This is a genomic window from Prevotella rectalis (assembly GCF_900607215.1).
Lineage (GTDB): Bacteria > Bacteroidota > Bacteroidia > Bacteroidales > Bacteroidaceae > Prevotella > Prevotella brunnea.
On sequence record NZ_LR027822.1, the window covers coordinates 351,644 to 370,489 of the forward strand.

General features: G+C 46.0%; 13 protein-coding genes and 1 pseudogene. 9 read left to right on the forward strand and 5 right to left on the reverse strand.

Annotation, left to right across the window (positions count from 1 at the left end; translation table 11 throughout):
• Positions 1-125: 125 nt before the first annotated feature.
• The 5 genes and pseudogenes from E0E16_RS09845 to E0E16_RS09865 form a co-directional block, all read left to right on the forward strand.
• Positions 126-1,838 (forward strand): annotated as a pseudogene (locus E0E16_RS09845) (TonB-dependent receptor domain-containing protein); the annotation flags it as partial.
• A 19-nt stretch (positions 1,839-1,857) separates the two neighbouring features.
• A complete protein-coding gene (locus E0E16_RS09850) occupies positions 1,858-3,474 on the forward strand; it encodes a RagB/SusD family nutrient uptake outer membrane protein (protein ID WP_130830161.1) in 1,617 nt (538 codons plus the stop codon).
• Positions 3,475-3,544: 70 nt separating this feature from the next.
• A complete protein-coding gene (locus tag E0E16_RS09855) occupies positions 3,545-4,747 on the forward strand; it encodes a SusE domain-containing protein (RefSeq protein WP_130830162.1) in 1,203 nt (400 codons plus the stop codon).
• 51 nt (positions 4,748-4,798) lie between these two features.
• Positions 4,799-5,851, forward strand: coding sequence for an Outer membrane protein SusF domain-containing protein (locus tag E0E16_RS09860; protein ID WP_130830163.1), 1,053 nt, complete (start codon positions 4,799-4,801; stop codon positions 5,849-5,851).
• A gap of 122 nt (positions 5,852-5,973) precedes the next feature.
• Positions 5,974-7,989, forward strand: a complete 2,016-nt coding sequence (locus E0E16_RS09865; RefSeq protein WP_130830164.1) for an alpha-amylase family glycosyl hydrolase — start codon at positions 5,974-5,976, stop codon at positions 7,987-7,989.
• 212 nt (positions 7,990-8,201) lie between these two features.
• Here E0E16_RS09865 and E0E16_RS09870 read toward each other — a convergent pair whose 3' ends face one another.
• The 5 genes from E0E16_RS09870 to E0E16_RS09890 all read right to left on the reverse strand — a co-directional run bounded on the left by E0E16_RS09870 (position 8,202) and on the right by E0E16_RS09890 (position 13,722).
• Positions 8,202-8,774, reverse strand: coding sequence for a hypothetical protein (locus E0E16_RS09870; protein ID WP_130830165.1), 573 nt, complete (start codon positions 8,772-8,774; stop codon positions 8,202-8,204).
• 528 nt (positions 8,775-9,302) lie between these two features.
• Entirely contained in the window at positions 9,303-10,052 is a 750-nt protein-coding gene (locus tag E0E16_RS09875) for a hypothetical protein (protein ID WP_130830166.1), read from the reverse strand.
• 79 nt (positions 10,053-10,131) lie between these two features.
• The gene (locus E0E16_RS09880) at positions 10,132-11,064 is read right to left on the reverse strand and encodes a redoxin domain-containing protein (RefSeq protein ID WP_130830167.1); all 933 of its coding nucleotides are present in this window, start codon (positions 11,062-11,064) and stop codon (positions 10,132-10,134) included.
• Positions 11,065-11,072: 8 nt separating this feature from the next.
• Positions 11,073-12,818: an ABC transporter ATP-binding protein gene (locus E0E16_RS09885; RefSeq protein ID WP_130830631.1), complete on the reverse strand. Its 1,746-nt coding sequence runs from the start codon at positions 12,816-12,818 to the stop codon at positions 11,073-11,075.
• A 16-nt stretch (positions 12,819-12,834) separates the two neighbouring features.
• A complete protein-coding gene (locus E0E16_RS09890; RefSeq protein WP_130830168.1) occupies positions 12,835-13,722 on the reverse strand; it encodes an NAD kinase in 888 nt (295 codons plus the stop codon).
• A gap of 201 nt (positions 13,723-13,923) precedes the next feature.
• On the opposite strand from E0E16_RS09890, the gene E0E16_RS09895 reads away from it, so the two are divergent.
• From E0E16_RS09895 to E0E16_RS09910, 4 genes are all read left to right on the forward strand, one after another.
• Positions 13,924-14,493, forward strand: a complete 570-nt coding sequence (locus tag E0E16_RS09895) for a DJ-1 family glyoxalase III (RefSeq protein ID WP_130830169.1) — start codon at positions 13,924-13,926, stop codon at positions 14,491-14,493.
• A 14-nt stretch (positions 14,494-14,507) separates the two neighbouring features.
• Complete coding sequence (locus E0E16_RS09900) at positions 14,508-15,182, forward strand: 2-C-methyl-D-erythritol 4-phosphate cytidylyltransferase (protein ID WP_130830170.1); 675 nt, start codon at positions 14,508-14,510, stop codon at positions 15,180-15,182.
• Between the two features lie 11 nt (positions 15,183-15,193).
• Entirely contained in the window at positions 15,194-17,329 is a 2,136-nt protein-coding gene (recG, locus tag E0E16_RS09905; protein ID WP_255418191.1) for an ATP-dependent DNA helicase RecG, read from the forward strand.
• A gap of 261 nt (positions 17,330-17,590) precedes the next feature.
• Positions 17,591-18,592: a peptidoglycan DD-metalloendopeptidase family protein gene (locus tag E0E16_RS09910; protein WP_130830172.1), complete on the forward strand. Its 1,002-nt coding sequence runs from the start codon at positions 17,591-17,593 to the stop codon at positions 18,590-18,592.
• The last annotated feature ends 254 nt before the right edge of the window (positions 18,593-18,846 follow it).

Here is an 18,846-nt window from a genome sequence, read left to right on the forward strand (position 1 = left end):
GACAAGAGAATTATGTCGATACAAAAGAAATTGAACGAAAGACCGAGAGAAAAATTAAACTTTTCTACTCCAAAGTGTGAATTCTTCAAATACGTTTTATAATTTTGCACTTGCTGGTTGACTCTGCGGCCGACTTTGATTATAAAGTTCACGGCTTCGAGGATTTACGCTTACATCTCACATTGGGTGCTGACATCGCAAAAGGAAAACAAACAACGAACAAATTGCCGGGCTACCCCGGAGCGATGTATTATGGTTCCTATGGATATGAGGAGATTTTCAAACGTAACCTGTCATTGAGTGCATACGCGCAATATTATAAGGACTTCAACAAGATGCACCACTTCGACATCATGGCTGGTTACGAGTATCAGAGCTTCTATCAGGACAAGAACAATGATTACATCGGCTACTACCCCTTGACCAATAACGACGCCTCAGTGGCAGGTACGGCACGTCCACACACTCCTTATTATTTCGCGACCGACCATTATTTGGTATCTTTCTTCGGACGCGCAAATTATATTTTAATGGATCGTTACATGATAACGGCTACGGTGCGCGATGATGGCTCTTCGCGCTTCAAAGACCATTGGGCAGTATTCCCATCATTCGCTTTCGCGTGGAAGATTAAGGATGAAAACAAATTCAAGGATATCAAATGGCTATCCGACTTGAAGCTCAGATTGGGCTGGGGTATGACCGGACAGCAGGAAGGCGTTGCCGACTATGCATGGATACCCACTTACGAAAAGAGTTCGGGAACTAACGGTTTCTATCCACTCATCGACATGAACGGCGATGGAAAGATTACACCGGAGGATGGTACGCTCTACCGCCCGGCAAACTATACACCCGATTTGAAATGGGAAACCACTACCACTTATAACGCCGGACTTGACTTCGGACTTTGGAATCAGAGACTGACCGGTTCTATTGATTGGTACTTCCGAAAAACTACCGACCTTCTGAACTATGCACCATACGCGGCTATGGGATTATTCAAGAATCAGGCATGGCAAAACATCGGCTCGATGAACAACACCGGTGTGGAAATCCAACTCGACTGGAAAGCCGTTAGAGCAAAAGACTTCTATTGGACCATCGGTTATAACTTCACCTACAACTATAATAAGATTACAGACTTGAACGGAGTAACCACAGGAGGTATGCCTGTAGAGACCGGTCCCGATGCCGGAGGACAATTTAACAAGGTATTGGCACATCAGGTTGGCTTTGCTGCTAATTCTTTCTACGTCTATCAACAGGTGTATGATAAGAATGGTAAACCCATCGAAAATCAGGTGGTTGATCGTAACGGCGATGGACAAATCAGTTCTGCTGACCGATATCTCTACAAGGCTGCAACGGCACCCGTAACAATGGGTATGACTTCACGCATGGACTATAAAAACTTCGACTTCGGTTTCACCCTACGTGCAAGCATTGGCAATTACGTTTTCAACAACATCGCTGCCACATCTGCCAACGTAAGCCCGGGCGCCATCTACGCTCAAAACGCTTACATAGCCAACCGACCCATCATGTCGCTTGAAAAGAATTGGCAAACGAATGAGAACACGGCGCAGCAATCCGATCTCTACGTACAGAATGCCAGCTTCTTGAAGTTGGACAACATCACGTTGGGCTATAGTTTCACGAATCTGTTCAAATCAAACGCTTGGAAAGGAATGAGCGGACGCATATACGCAACGGCTTCCAATGTTCTCACATTGACTAAATATGACGGGATTGACCCGGAGACAAATAATGGTATCGACAATAATCTTTACCCACGTCCCTTCTCCGTTATCTTAGGTTTGAACCTCAATTTCTAACATTTCAATCGAAGCAACAATGAAAAATATATTAAAAAACATGGTTCCAATGGCAACACTCGCTTTAGCGATGAGCCTTTCGTCCTGTATTGGCGACTTGGATAACGCGAAAAATCCAAAAGATCCCAATATCAGCACAGAATATAATGTCATAGGAGAGTACAATAAGTGTTACGCAAACTTGGCTCTTCCCGGAAACGGTGGTGCCAACGGCGACTCCGACCTCGATGGTTACGATGGTGGAACAGCGGGATTTATCCGCCAAATGTGGAACGCTAACGAGCTTTCCACTGATGAGGCCATTTGTAGTTGGGGAGACCCCGGCATCGCAGAGTTCGTCTATAATACATTCGGAGCTTCTCATCCGATGACCGCAATGTACTATTATCGCCTGACAACGGGTATCACTTATTGCAACGATTATCTCCAGAAAGCCGGCGATTACGACAAAACTATGACGGCAGAGATTCGCTTCGTTCGCGCACTCCATTACTTCTACCTCATGGACGCTTTTGGAAACATTCCTTTCAGTCTGACAACGGTGGAAAAACCCAAACAGGCTACACGACAGGAAGTTTACGACTTCTTGGAGAAAGAGCTCTTGGAGATTGAACCAGATTTATTGGAAGCAAAAGCACTCACCTCAGATCAACCTGGTTATGGTCGTGCCAATAAGGCTGCCGACTGGATGCTGTTAGCACGACTCTATCTCAATGCAGAGGTATATATAGGTAAAGCGCAATGGCAGAAAGCAGCAGACTATGCCAAGAAAGTCATGGACTCTGACTTCCAGCTCAACACCACTCCCACTGGAAGATGGAGTGCTTACCAGAAACTCTTCATGGGCGACAATGGCGAGTCAAGCGCAGCGAAGGAAATCATTTTCCCCATTAAGGCAGACGGTTTGACTACAACAAGCTATGGTGGTTCGCTCTTTGTCATTGCCTCCACGTTCGATGGCAAGATGCACGCAGACAAAGATAATCCCGATGCTACCAATGGTACAACGGGTAACTGGGCCGGTAACAGAGCTCGTCCGGATCTCCTGGCAAAGTTCTTCCCGGCAGGCAATGCGCCACAGGTGCCATCTTACGAGATGACCACCAAAGCATCTGACGACCGTGCCATCTTCTGGGGTGTTGATCGCAAATTGGACAACGCCACACAATCCACATTCACTGATGGCTATGCGGTAGCAAAGTTCTTGAACTTCCATTCCGATGGTTCCAACACCCACGATGCCCAATTCCCCGACATGGACTTCCCATTGATGCGCGCAGCCGAGGCCTACCTCATGTATGCTGAAGCAGAAGCTCATCTTAATGGCGGCACAGCAACGGGTAACGCTGCCAAAGCCATCAACGCTCTTCGTGAGCGCGCCAACAACCCCAACCTCAAGACTGCTTATACGCTCGATGAGATTTGCGATGAATGGAGTCGTGAGTTCTACTTTGAAGGAATGCGACGCAACACGCTCATCCGCTTCAACAAATTCGGTGGTAACAACAATTACAATTGGACATGGAAAGGCGGTGCGAAGAACGGCAGAAACTTCTCTGAAACGCGCAACATCTATGCTATCCCCGACAAAGACTTGGGCGCGAACACCAATTTAAAACAGAACCCGGGTTACTAATACGATACTGCAAGGAGCCGTAAACGACACGCAAAGGCTCCTTCGCAACAAAACAAAATACAGAACGAATATGAAAAAGATATTTAGTTTAGTCATGCTGATTTGCTGTGCGGGCTTATTTACGGCATGTTCCGATGACAGGGATGACAATCCCATTCTCCAACAGCCGAACACTTTCACACTCAATCAGCCGGTTTATTCAACAGGAATAGACTTATTGAATGCCAAGACCATCACTTTCACATGGTCGCAACCCGATTACGGTTTCCCGGCAGGAGTGGAATATCAGTTCCAAGTTTCAAAGGATGGACAGTTCACTAAGGAGTTTGATGCCAACGGTGATCTTGACGCACAACTTGGCGTAGCTAATTACGTTACGTTGATAGAATCGTATAAAACGTGCAATGGACTGCTCTTCACCAAAGACATGGCGAAAGCAATGCAGCAATTGAACGGCTATGAAGAGGGAAAAGTACCTGCAACGATGGATGTCTGGGTGCGCTGCCTCGCCAATACAAAAGGAGCGCAGACGGTCTATTCCAACGCCGTTAAGCTGACCGTTGTTCCTTATTATGTGGAACTGAAGGATGCCGTTCCTGCCACATGGTATCTCATTGGTAGTTGCATTGGAGACGGCAAGTGGACCAATGCTGCCGATGCCATCGGTGTTTCCATGATGCCTCTCTATACAAAGGCAGGCGAGACCTACGACAAGGCAACCGGTGATGGCAAGTTTGAATACACGGGTTACTTCCCCGCTGATGCCAATTTCAAGATTGTGAAGACTCCGGGCGATTGGGATCACATGGTATGGTGTTCTGACGGAACGCCACTCGGCACATCACTGCGCGACGGTGGTTCGGATCCGGGAAACATTACCGTTCCGGCAGCAGGCTATTACACCATCACGATGGACACCAAAGCTCTGACTTGTGTCATCAAACCTGCAGCGACCGTTCCCACAACCACCTACGCGAAAATAACAATGCCCGGCACACAGAACGGATGGAACGAGAAAGAAGGAAACCCGATGACTCCGATCTTCGCTTCACCGGAGAACCACGACTGGTTCACCACTATTACATTCGATGAGAATTCTCCCATTGAAGGTGGTGTTAAATTTGCCATAGGCAGCTGGGACGAAAGCTGGGGTATTGCCGAATTCCCATTCGGAGTGGCATCCGGCTCAGCCAACATTCCTTATAAGAAGGGAACGTACAAAGTGTTCTTCAACGATTTCACAAAACAGTTCTTCTTCATTGAGCAACAATAATTTCAGAACCAAACGCGGAGCTTCGGCTCCGCTATAACAAGGAGTTTCAAAATGAAAAAGATATTCTATTTATTAAGTATCGTTCTCCTCGCAAGTTGCGGAGGAAGCGACGACTATACGGATTGGGCTGACCCCATCAGTAACGAAGCACAACCCGGAAAGACAGTGAGTTTTACGGCTACAGCCGAGTCAGGTATCATCGATTTCGCACAGGTTAAGACTGAAACCGTCAAGTTGTTCACGCCCGTGATAAAGACTGACGACCCCATCGCAAGCCAGACAACAACCATTACACTCTACAACGCGAAGAAGACTGCCAACTATATTCTTCAAGCTAACGAGGAAGGCTTCGTAAGCGTGGCAGAACTACAGAAAGCCATCGAGAAGCTCTATGGCAAGGCCGGCGACCCGCGCTCCATTCCTGCCACAGTAAAGAATACAATTGTTCTCGCAAGGGGTGAAGCCTTCACCAACACGGTGGATATCATCGTAAAGGCACAGCTTATTGCTCCCGACTTCGCAGAGTTCATCTACATTGCCGGCAACAGCAACAGTTGGGGCGATAAAGGTACGGACAAGATGCGCAGCAAAGAACTGGATGGCAACTATTTGGGTTATTACTATCTGGAAGGCGAATTCAAGTTCCGCAGCCATGAAAGTTCATGGGAAGCTCCGGACTGGGGCAAAGGCGGGGCTGATGGCATTCTCGTGGAAGAAGGCGAAACAAACATTCTCGTTCCCACACCGGGCTTCTATCGCATCAAGGCAAGTTTGGCAGATGGCACTTACTCCATTTCACCAATTAAAATAGGAATCATCGGCAGTGCTACCCCCAACGATTGGAATTCCGACGCCGACATGACTTATGACAAGAACGAAAAGGCATGGACGTGGACGGGAGATTTGAAAGTAGGCGAAATGAAATTCCGTGCCAACGGTAATTGGGATTTATCGTGGGGTGGTTCAAATGACAATTCATACAGCTTCGACGACCTGACCGAGAACAACGGTAAAAATCTGAAAATCGATGAGGCAGGAAACTATACTGTCAAGCTCTATATTTCTTACGAGGGCAACCATAAAGTAGTCTTCAAGAAGAACTAACAGACTGACATTGCTTTCATAACCAAAGTGAGGAGAGAATGCTCAGTGCATCCTCTCCTTTTTTTCGTAATATGCCAGACAAATAAATACCAAACATCAGGCAAACATAGAAAAGAAACATCATGAAAAAAATATTTACGCTGCTTACATTATGCTGCATTGCTCTTTCCTCACTCGCGCAAGGGTGGCAAGACAACTATAAAGGTGTAATGCTGCAAGGATTTTATTGGGATTCCTTCGACGATACAAAATGGACCAACTTGGAAGCACAGACAAATGATATCGTGGACTTCTTCGACCTTGTATGGATTCCTCAAAGTGCCAAACCAAGCCATAATCCTTCAATGGGCTACGACCCTCTCTATTGGTTCAGCGACTACACCAGTTCGTTCGGAACGAAAAAGGAACTGCTTAGCCTCATCGACACATGGAAGAAAAATGGGATAGGCACGATTGCCGATATCGTCATCAATCATCGTGGGAACGTGAGCAACTGGTTCGATTTCCCTACGGAAACCTACGAAGGAGCAACCTATACCATGGGAGCAACCGACATTGTGAAAGACGATGACAAAGGAAAAACCCAAGCCGAAGCCACGAAGCAGGGCGTCTCGCTCAGCCAAAACAACGATACCGGAGAGGGATGGGATGGCATGCGCGACCTCGACCATCACAGCCCTAACGTACAAAAGACGGTAAAGGCATACCTCAACATGCTGATCAATAAATTTGGTTACTCAGGTTTTCGCTACGACATGGTAAAAGGCTATGCCGGTAGTTTCACCGGACTTTATAACACAGCCACAAAACCGCAATTTTCAGTAGGTGAATATTTCGACAGTAACCTTGCGAAAGTGAAAAACTGGATAGAAAGCACCCGGACAGAGGGCGTCATCACCAGTGCCGCTTTCGATTTCCCACTGCGATATGCCATCCGCGATGCGGTGAACAACGGCAATTGGGCTGCATTGGACGGACAAGGATTGGCAAAACTCCCCGATTATGCTCGCTATGCGGTAACCTTCGTAGAGAACCACGACACGGAGGATCGAGGAGGCGGCAACACGCAAGACCCGATAAGAAACAACATTTCGGCAGCCAACGCTTACATCATGGCCATGCCGGGAACACCTTGCGTTTTCCTGAAGCATTGGCAAAGTTGCAAGAAGGACATCAAGAACATGATAACCGTGCGCAAACTATTAGGCATCAGCAACCGAAGTACGGCAACCAAACTCGTCAGTGGCAACGATTTCTATGTCATGGTAACAAAAGGTGACATGGGCAACCTGCTTACTGTCGTGGGACCGGCGGCTACTTTCGCCACACAATCGAAATGGATAAAAATCACCGGTGGAGAGAATTGGGCATATTATGCCGACAAGAACACGTCGAGTTTCGCTTGGGCGGATCTGCCAAGTGGAAGTTACGATGGCGTACAAAGCGTCACGCTAACAGCAGTTACGGGAAATCCGAATGCGAAGATTGTTTATACTATAGACGGAAGCGACCCCAAAGCAAGCAGCTCCATGGCTGAAAACGAATCGAAGATAACCATTCCGGAAGGAAAAGCCACAACGCTGAAAGTCGGTTTGCTCATCAATGGGACTGTTACCGGCATTAGCACTCGCCACTACGACATCGTTGATTTCCAACCTTACGACATCAGTGTATATGTAAACGCAGATAATGCGGACGACACATGGGCTGAAGCTAAGACCTCAAGCCCGACTCCTTCCATCAACTATTACTACTGGGGAAGTGCGACAAGCAGTCCGTGGCCCGGCAACGCGGTAACAACTACCACGGAGATAGGTGAAAAAAAATATTTCGTAAAGCAATTCCGCATCAACTCTTCGTCAGATGCCATCAACTTCGTGTTCAACATGGGGATGAACAAATCGCAGACGGTGGATGTGATGAACATCCGACAAGACACCTTCATCGACATTTCATCGCAGAAAGACGATTGGAAATACAAGGTAAACACCACGACAGCCATCCGGGGCATCGAGTGCGAGAAAACTGGAAACAAAAACGAAAGTTCCTATTATTACACTTTATCCGGGCAACGACTCAAGAAGCCGGTACAACCGGGAATTTACATCCATAAAGGCAAAAAAATAATAATAAAATAACGGCACGTTCCGAATCAAAACAGAGATTACTAAAAAAAGGGAATGTAACTCTTCAAAACAGAAAGCTGAACACTCAAAAGATTTTTTTGCGAAAAATACTTGCGAAAGATCAGCACTTAAAGTCTAAAAGGTCATCTTCCACAATACGAAAGATGACCTTTTTTTTCGTCCCATGCTCATCACCTCCGCCAAAGACGACAGATGAGCGACAATCAGAACGTTAAACCAACACCAAACGACAACGAGTGAAGCGTGGCATCTTCCTCGCTATAAGTCGTTCTGTTCAAGTATGTATCAATCGTGTAGGTAGGCAGGTCGTCAAAGCATTTCAAGTTGTATGCAATTTGAAAGTTCACTCCTAAATGCTTTGCGAAGCTATAAGTATAACCAATACCCAGACTACCGGTGAACCCTTTCGAATAATCCCCCACCTTTACAGCATAGCCCAAATCTGAGAAAGCGTAAAGTTCAGGAACAGTCTTTATGGCTTTACATCTCACTGTGGCAAAAATCGGCATGGTATCGTGCGAAGGATTCGTGTAACAATCCAATCCCAAGCCCACTCCTGCAGACCAAAGAGGAGAAAGGTCGTAACGAGCAGTGAAACGCAAAGAGTTTCCGCCCATTTTATAAGTGTCGCGATGGAACGTTCGATTCATAAATTTTTCAGATAAACCCAAATAATAGTGGTAATCTAAATCAAAATGAAATTTATTCTGCCCTTGCATGGCTGACACACAACCGAAGAGCAAGAATATCGCCAAAAGTCTTTTTCGTAGTTTCATATCAATTGCTTTTATGTTATTTTTTAAGTTCAATATCAGTATCCCGGCATGAATAGAACATAAGCACACAAAGTAAAAATAAGAAATCTGTTTTTAACTTCGTCATACTTTAATGGTTCAAAATGAATTTAATAGTAATATGCTGCAAATGTAAAAAAAAAAATCTTACTAACAGTAATCTTCTGTTAAATTATATAAATATTATTATCACGAAAACTAAAAACCAGGAGGCTGCCAAGAATCATTTGTTGGTTATTACCGTTGCAGTACTCGGAAGCCAACTTGTCCGTTCCGCCGACAGGCTAACGGGGTAAAAGACACGGCAATGACGAGAGGAAAATCACGATAAGATAACAGACTGAAAATCAACTGTTTACAAACTGCTATCCAAAAGCTAAGGTATTACATTCCAAAAGCTAAGCTTTTGCGTTGTAAAAGGTGAGCTTTTGGAATGTAAAAGCTTAGCTTTCGCAAACCGATGGTTTTCACACGAAAAAAAACTGCCGACTATTTCTATGTGTTGATGTCTCAAAAGCAATAACTGAAGGAAAGGAATCCGCCATGCAAAGTTTTCTTTTCGGGATAAAAGTCGTTGAATGATATGTCCCTGTATGTCATGTGGCGACGCATTGTGAAAATGTCGAGATTGGAACAAACATAACCTACCGAAAGAACGGCATCGCCGAAAGTAAGATTGAAGCCTAACTTACAATCGAAAGCATACCAGCGACCTTCTTTCGTACTTACCTTGTCGTAATCCATATACTGTCCCCGCTTTCCGGACAAACTGACATAGAGTTTATCGTAAGGAGCAGAAAGCATACATCCGGGTTCGAGGAAAACATGGAGTCGGGCATCGGAAATCCTCCATATCGCAGGCGAGACAAAATAAACAGAGGGACGCAAATAGAATTGGTGAATCTTCTCATTCTCTTCTCGCACCACCCAGCCTTCACCCATTGGAATGCCGTCCGTTCCGTACTGACGCCACAAGCCCACTGATGTTCCAACCCCGAGGTAAGGGAGGAGCATGCGATGATAGGCTGCGTCTAACTGCCAAGTATCGCTTGAGGTCAATGCCCCACTCAAGGTGATTCGGTGCTTCAGATACGAGTCGCTACTTTGGGCTTTCATGAAAGAAATGTTGCCAAGCACACACAAAACAACGAGCATCGTCTTTATGAAGATGCCGGATTCAAACAACCGATGTATCGAGAACTCATTGTTATCGGTCTTTAAAACGGTAAAAAGGCAGTTGATGGGATAGTTTCTTTTCACGGCTACGAAACAAGGGGATTACATTTGTACAGATGGTAAAGAGAAGCTCCCTATGAGTATAGGGAGGAGGGGGCTGTTGTCAGGCTTTCTTTTTACCGGCTTTCTGATAAGGATCGAAAGAAACGGTAAGGGTGATTTTCTCCATCACGGGACGCCCGTTCTTCTCCGCCGGTTTCCAATTGGACATTCGCTGCACCAGACGCACGGCTTCGGATTTGAAGAATGTTTCCGCATCGATTAAGATTGCCTGTTGTTCTTCGGGTGTGAGTTTCTCGAATTTCGGGTTGGTGGCTTTCAGTCCGTTCACCTCCAAAGCCCTTGCGCCAGAAGTACTGCCATCAATCTCTATGTTCAGCGATACCAACACATTGGCTTCCACTCGCCACTTGCGCGCCTTCATCGTATAAAGCTCGTTCTCCATGAAATAGGCTTGCATGGCGGAATCGCCACCAACATATTGCGGAGCCACGTCCGAAGCATTGGTTTTCAGGGGCAGCTGCGCTTCTTCCAAAGCCTTTCTTATTTTCTCAATCTGAACAGTGCCCAACACAATGCGTCCTTCCGGGTCGATAAGATACATGGTGGGAATCCAATCGATGTGGTAAAGACGATCGATAAAGGTTTCACGCTTCCATTTCTTGAGTTCACTAACCTGCATCCAATTCATTTGATATTTCTCCCAATAGGTGTTTACCCACGCTTCCTTATCGGTATCGAAAGAAATTCCGATGAAACGGACATTATAATCCCGAAAATCGTTCCAAAGTTTCTTTACTTCCGGAATTTCTTTTCTGCAATCCGGACACCACGAAGCCCAAAAATCGAGCACCACGTAACTGCCTCGATACGACTTTAGCTTGATGTTTTTTCCATCAGCCGTTTGCAAAGTGAAGTCGGGTGCCATCGTTCCCGGTTTTAAGAGATTCACCGCATACTTGGCATCCGCGTCTTGAGCGTGCAGGGCTGTCAAAGCAGTCAAGAGCATCATCATTGATAAAAATATTCGTTTCATAATCTTATTTATTTATTAAATTCACACTCTCTTATTGTATTTGAACTTTTGCCATTCTCGTGTTTCGCCCGAGCTGTTCGCTTCAGTTCCAATATCCGGTCGCAATATGGAATGAGAGCCGGGCGATGGGTGATGAATATCACCGTTTTATTCTTGTTTTTCAGCAAGTTTTCCAACAGTCGGCGTTCTGTTTCGGGGTCAAGAGCCGACGTAGCCTCATCGAAAAGCATAACGGAGCGGTTGCGAAGCAGTGAGCGAGCTATGGAAATGCGCTGTGCCTGTCCTTCACTGAGTCCTCCACCCTTTTCAGAACATTGTGTGTCAAGCCCATTGGGAAGGTCGAACACGAACTCGGCACAACTCTTTCGCAGAGCTTCCTCCATTTCTTCGGTCGTCGCAGTCATCTTTCCCAAGAGCAGGTTCTCGCGAATCGTACCGCTAAGAAGTGTGTTTCCCTGTGGAACATATACAAAATTGGCGCGAAAACGTGGTGTCAGTTCCAAGTTCTCTTTATCATCATAGATTTCCACTTTTCCTTGTCGCGGGCGCAACAATGCCAACATCATCCTGATAAGAGTAGTTTTGCCGGATCCGGTTTCACCCAATACTGCCGTACACGAACCCGGAGGGAAATCAAAGGACAGATTGTCGATGACATTTCCATCCTTCCGGTCGTAAAAGTAACTCACTTCTTTGAACCTTATGCCACATGGTCTGCCCAACTCAATGGGCTTTCCTTGTTCTTCCAATGGGTCTTCCTCAAGTTCCATCAGGCGTTCCGCCGCAGTAAACACCGAAACGAAAGAGGGCACAAGACGCGTCAGCTGTCGGGCAGGATTCTGTATGCGGTTCACCAATTGCAGAAAAGCCGTCATGCCACCAAAGGAAAGCGTGTTGGTGGAAAGGCGAAACGCCGCCCACGCGAATGCCAACAAGTAACCACATGAAAACCCCAAGTTAAGCACCAAATTGGAAAAGACAGAGAATTTCGTCCTTTTCACTACCCTACTGCGCAACTCGCTCTGAGTGTCTTCCAGCCGATCAACGGCAGCCACATCGCCTTCCAAGGTCTTGATGAGCATCCTGTTTTGAATGGTTTCCTGAAGAACGCTCTGCACTTTGGAGTCGGAGGAACGCACCTGACTCGTAAGACGGCGCATCTGACGAATATAAATCTTACTAAGCAGCACGAAAACCGGTATCATGATGACGATGAGTATAGCCAATCGCCAATCCATCAACAGCAGATAACAAAACGCTCCCAAGAACATGGCAAGCGTGGATAGAGCACCGGGAATAATTTCCGTCAGGAAGTTCACCACGTTGGTAACATCAATCTCCAACCGATTCAGCACATCGCCCGAATGACGGCTCTCGCGTCCGTGCCATTCCGAACGTAAGATGCGGTCAAGGAGTTGCTGCTGCATTCTGTTCTGCGCCTTAATTCCAAGCAAATTGCTCACCCAAACCGAGGCGATGTTAAGCCCAAAGCTGCAAAGAATGAGAAGACCCATGAAAGCAACAGCCACAACGATATCGCCTTGCACATAGTGAGATGCCACATCGATGGCGTGTTGCACCGCCCACACGGAAGACAACGAAACCACGACGCCAAGCAATCCGATGACAGCATTCAGCACTGCCTGCAAGCGATTCCCTTGCCAAGCACGCCACAGCCATCGGAAAATTTCTCCTGACGTATATTTCGTTTCCGGAATCTTAAAAAGCGATCTTAGCTTTGTCGTTACACGCATCATGTTTTGTAACTTTTTATCCTCTGCTGTCGGCTCCCCACATCAGCTTGGAGCGCAAAGTGGAAAAATAACGATGATTACGCCGCTTCACGATTCTAATCCGAAATGGAGCTTTGGTAATAATCAGCGTTGTTCCCTCGCTTAGTTTCTCTGACCGTCCATCAATGGCTGCAAGGAAGTTGTGGCTGCGGCTTTCCACTTCGAGCCGGATTTCCATTTCATCGCTGATTACTATCGGACGAATGTTCAGGCTGTGAGGTGCCACGGGCGTCAGACTGAGGATGCCACTACGCGGTACCATGATGGGACCGCCGTTTGAAAGTGAATAAGCTGTTGAGCCTGTCGGCGTACTGACCACAAGTCCGTCCGCAAGATAGGTAACGAGATATTCGCCACCAATGCTGGCACGGATGGAAATCATCGAGGCATGATCGCGCTTCAATATGGCAATATCGTTCAGCGCGAAAGGGTTGCCTTCGATCCGGGCATTATCTGCATCCAATTTTATCACAGAGCGTTCTTCAATGTCAAAGTTTCCGGCATAAATCTCGTCCAACATGCTTAATATCTCACTCGGAAGGATGTTGGCAAGAAAACCCAAACGTCCCATGTTTACGCCGATAATGGGAATGTTTTTTGCACCAACTTTGCTGGCAGCGCGGAGGAAAGTTCCATCACCTCCCATGGAAATGGCATAATCGGCATCGAAATTACTACCCTCAAACACACCACTGATACACAACTCTTCATGCAATTCGCGAACAAGGTTGTTATAGAATGTTTCTTCTATGTAGATTTCAGCCTCGCGTTTGGTCAGATAATTCAATATTTCCCAAATACGAATCGACTCCAACGCTCGTCGGTCGTTCCCAAAGATTGCGAAACTCAGTTTCTTTTCAGCCATAAACTATTCGTTTTTAATATCTTTTATCCCTTCATATCACCTTTGGTAGTGAATATTTTAGTATATTTGCATGGGTTATGAAATAACCCGGAAAGAACTCTATCGACAAAGGATTCCAACCATCCGACTTGCCGATAATCAAACTTTACTATGCAAAAATAGGAAATTTTGTTGACAATTTGAAGATAAAAGCAAAATATTATGATTAAGGTATATGAATTTCTTGCCAATGGTTTCGAGGAAATCGAGGCGTTGGCACCTGTGGACATCCTGCGAAGGGGTGGCGTTAATGTGAAGACAGTGAGCATAACGGGAAGCGAGTATGCAGAATCGGCACATGGGGTGTCAGTAAAGGCAGATCTGAGGTTTGAGAACGTAAATGATTTTGAGGATGCCGAACTGCTGTTTATGCCCGGAGGTATGCCCGGCGCAACCAACTTAAATAAACACAAAGAACTTCGCGAACTATTATTGAAACACCATGAACAAGGGAAATATATCGGTGCCATCTGCGCGGCTCCAATGGTGTTAGGCTCATTAGGCATCGTGAAAGGCAAGAAAGCCACCTGCTACCCGGGATTTGAGAAATTCTTGGAAGGCGCGGAATACACGGCAGAACTCTGCACAGTGGATGGTAACATCATTACGGGGAAAGGTCCGGCGGCATCGTTCGCCTATGGTCTCACACTTCTCGAGAAATTAACTTCAAAAGGGACTGCCGAGGAAGTGAAAGCCGGAATGCTCATCAACGAAACACAGGAAACCAACTAAAACTTTCTGCAAAAATGAATTACATTATTATTGTCGCGGGGGGAAAAGGGCTTCGCATGGGGACAGAAACACCCAAGCAATTCCTTCCCATTGGTGGCAAACCGATATTGATGCGAACCATCGAACGCTTTCGGGAATACGATAAAAACATAAACATCATTTTAGTATTACCGAAAGAGCAGCAACCCTATTGGAAAACATTGTGCGAACAATATGACTTCACCATTGAACACCAAATCGCCAATGGTGGCAGAACGCGTTTCGAATCATCGAAAAATGGCTTGTCGCTGATTCCCGATAACATGGACGGAGTGGTGGGTATTCACGATGGGGTCAGACCTTTCGTCTCCATTGAGACCATTGCCCGCTGTTACAAGGAAGCGGAAAAGACTTGTGCAGCCATCCCCGTGATGCCCATAACGGAGACTTTGCGCTTCATCGATAAGAATGGTAACTCAAAAAATGTGTTCCGTGGCGATTATCGCAGCGTGCAAACACCTCAGGTTTTCAACATCACGATGCTGAAAATGGCATACAACCAAGCGTTTCAAGCGTCATTCACCGATGATGCCACCGTTATGGAACAGTTTGGATGCAAGGTTTCCATGGTGGATGGCAACAATGAGAATATCAAAATCACCACACCAACCGACCTCAAGACGGCGGAAATATTTCTAAAAGAAACATAAATCAAGGGAAAATTACCACCGACTTCTTTTCCGCATCGCTATCGCAAACAATGGATATCCTATCACAAGACATCATGTACCTAACGGGTGTAGGTCCAAAAAAAAAGGAGATACTAAGCAAAGAGCTAGCTATTACCACTTATCTTGACCTATTGGAATACTATCCATACAAATATGTGGATAGAACAAAGCTCTATCGCATCTCGGAGCTTATTCCCGATATGCCATACGTGCAGATAAAAGGTCATATTCTTAGCTTCGAGGAATCGAAAATGGAGAAAAGGAGAAAGCGAGTGGTGGCACATTTCACTGACGGACATGGCATTTGCGACCTCGTTTGGTTCAATGGCGCACAGTACATTTACAAAAATTACATTATCGGAAAGGAGTACATCATCTTCGGAAAACCGGGCTTCTATGGCGGACGCTTCCAATTCACGCACCCCGATATTGACAACGCCACGGATTTACAGCTCAACGACATGGGCATGCAACCCTTTTACATTACAACGGAAAAGATGAAAAAGGCAGGACTGACCTCACGCGCCGTAGAGAAATTAACCAAGACGCTCATCGGGAAAATAACAACACCGCTGCCGGAGACACTTCCGCCATTTATCACACAACGCCTGCGACTCGTTTCCAGAGATGAGGCTATGCGGAAGATACACTACCCCAAGACAGCGGAAGATACCCGTCGCGCCAGACTGCGTCTGAAGTTCGAGGAACTTTTCTATGTGCAGCTCAACATCTTAAGATACGCGAGCGACCACAGACGCAAATACCGTGGTTACGACTTCAAAGTCGTGGGGGCACAGTTCAATTGGTTCTACAAGCACAACCTTCCGTTCGAACTAACGGAGGCACAGAAGCGTGTGATGAAAGAAATAAGAGCCGATATGGGGAACGGCAAGCAAATGAACCGATTGCTACAAGGCGACGTGGGGTCAGGAAAGACACTCGTGGCTTTAATGTCCATGCTCATTGCCATAGACAATGGGTTTCAAACTTGCATGATGGCACCAACAGAAATACTTGCTGAACAACATCTGCAAACCTTAAAGGAATTTCTCAAGGGCATGAACCTCCGCGTCGAGTTGCTAACGGGTATCGTAAAAGGAAAAAAACGCAAAGAGGTGCTTGAGGGACTTGTCGATGGTTCGGTGCATATCGTAGTGGGAACTCATGCCATCATAGAGGATAAAGTTCAATTCTCCCGATTGGGACTTGCCGTCATCGATGAGCAACACCGCTTCGGAGTAGCACAAAGAGCCAAGCTCTGGAGTAAAAGCGAGAACCCGCCACATATCCTTGTCATGACCGCCACTCCCATTCCCAGAACCTTGGCAATGACCATCTATGGAGATCTCGACGTTAGCGTCATTGATGAACTTCCACCCGGCAGAAAACCGATACAGACTATTCATAAATACGACAATCAGACAACGAGTTTGTACGCCGGAATCCGAAAGCAAATACACATGGGCAGACAGGTTTACATAGTGTTCCCTCTCATCAAAGAAAGCGAGAAGATGGACTTAAAAAACCTTGAGACCGGTTATGAAGCCCTAAAGGAGGTATTCCCGGAATTCAACATGAGCAAAATCCACGGAAAGATGAAAGACAAAGAGAAGGAGGAGGAGATGAAACGTTTCGTGGAAGGAAAGACACAGCTTCTCGTTGCCACCACCGTGATAGAAGTGGGGGTGAATGTTCCCAATGCCAGCGTGATGGTGATACTCGATGCACAGAGATTCGGGCTCTCCCAATTGCACCAGCTTCGCGGAAGAGTGGGACGTGGTGCCGAACAAAGCTATTGCATTCTCGTCACCAACCACAAACTAACGAACGAAACACGCAAACGCATCGATATCATGTGCGACACAAACGATGGCTTCGAAATTGCAGAAGCCGACCTCAAACTCCGCGGTCCGGGCGACTTGGAAGGAACTCAACAGAGCGGAATCGCATTCGATTTGAAAATCGCGGATATAGCCAGAGACGGACAAATCGTACAATTGGCACGCGAAGAAGCACAAAAAATCATCGACAACGACCCAAATTGCGAGAAAAGCGAATATAACTTGCTTTGGAACAGGCTAAAAGAGTTAAGAAAAACTAATATTAATTGGGCTGCCATCTCGTAAGCAAAAACTTTTAATCAAGTTCCGGAAGTGGGGAATACAAAGGGAAGAAAAGACATTTAACCTACGATTTTTTATTCAACTTTGTGTTAAAAACTATCTAAAAACTGTTAAACACAAACTATTAGCTCGATTTTTTTTTATCTTTGCAACACCTTTAATTCATTTAGTTGGCCTTTTGTATTGTTCAACTTTGACTATTAAAGAAAGGAATCTAAGTCGATCCTAATTTAGAATCACAATCGAAAACAAAGCAACAGACAAATGACTTTCAAAAAGATAGTTAATTTTTTTGCGGTATCAGCGATAATGGCAATGACAGGTCAGACTGCCAACGCACAAGACTTGATAGCCAAGCAAGCGCCGGTTGACCGCAGAGCCACAAGCATTGACACTATCGTCATCAATCGTTTGCAAGAGGCAGAGGAAAATGAAAACCCATCCGCCTTACTATATAACGATTGGAACACATCAAGAACGCACAGCTCGGGAACCCTGCCGGAAGTTTTTAAGATAGACCTGCGAGGATTCCATATGCCAACCCCAAGTCGCGTCATCACAAGCAACTTCGGACGGAGATGGGGACGCGCACACAAAGGACTCGATATCAAAGTTTATATCGGCGACACCATTCGCTCGGCATTCTCCGGTAAAGTACGTGTGGTGGGATACGACGCACGAGGCTACGGAAAATACATCGTCATTCGGCACAACAATGGATTGGAAACCTATTATGGACATCTTTCAAGACAAATCATACGCAAAAATCAGATTGTAAGAGCAGGACAGCCCATCGGTCTTGGAGGCAATACGGGACGTTCCACCGGTTCTCACCTCCATTTTGAGACTCGTCTTTGTGGCGTTGCCATCAATCCGGCACTAATGTTCGACTTTGCCAATCAGGATGTAACCGGCGATTTCTACACTTACCGCAGAAGCACCGTGAATCGTGAATCTGAACGTGCCACAGCTCTGCGTGGGACAGCTTCAAGCCGTAGCTACACGCGTGAGAACATACAAGGGAACGGCAAGGGGGGAAGCTACAATAAATCGCGACGAGCAAGCGCACCCGATTACTCACCACGTCAAACTCACGCCATGACCACTCCCGGCGCAAGTCAAATTCTCTATCACAAGGTGTCGGAAGGCGACACATTGGAATCCATTGCACAGCAACATGGCATCAGCGTCGATAAGCTCTGCAAGCTCAATCATCTTGGAAGATACACAAGAGTTGTCAAAGGGCAGATTCTAAGATACAGCTAAAACCTTTCAAAGATTTGAATTATTGCTGTCCGGTAAAAATTAACTGAAAGCTCTGTATCTCTTTATCCATCGGTATTGCAGCCGTTTTACTCATCCTGGGGCTTGGTTTTCAGTTTCAAACTGTAAGCATTATAAAATGCACTTATTTTGACAAGAAAAGACCTAAAATAACCGATAATTCTAAGAAATAATAAGTTTAAGTCTATTTTAACTAACACAGATAGCCCCAAAAAAGTTTTACCGGACAGCAATAG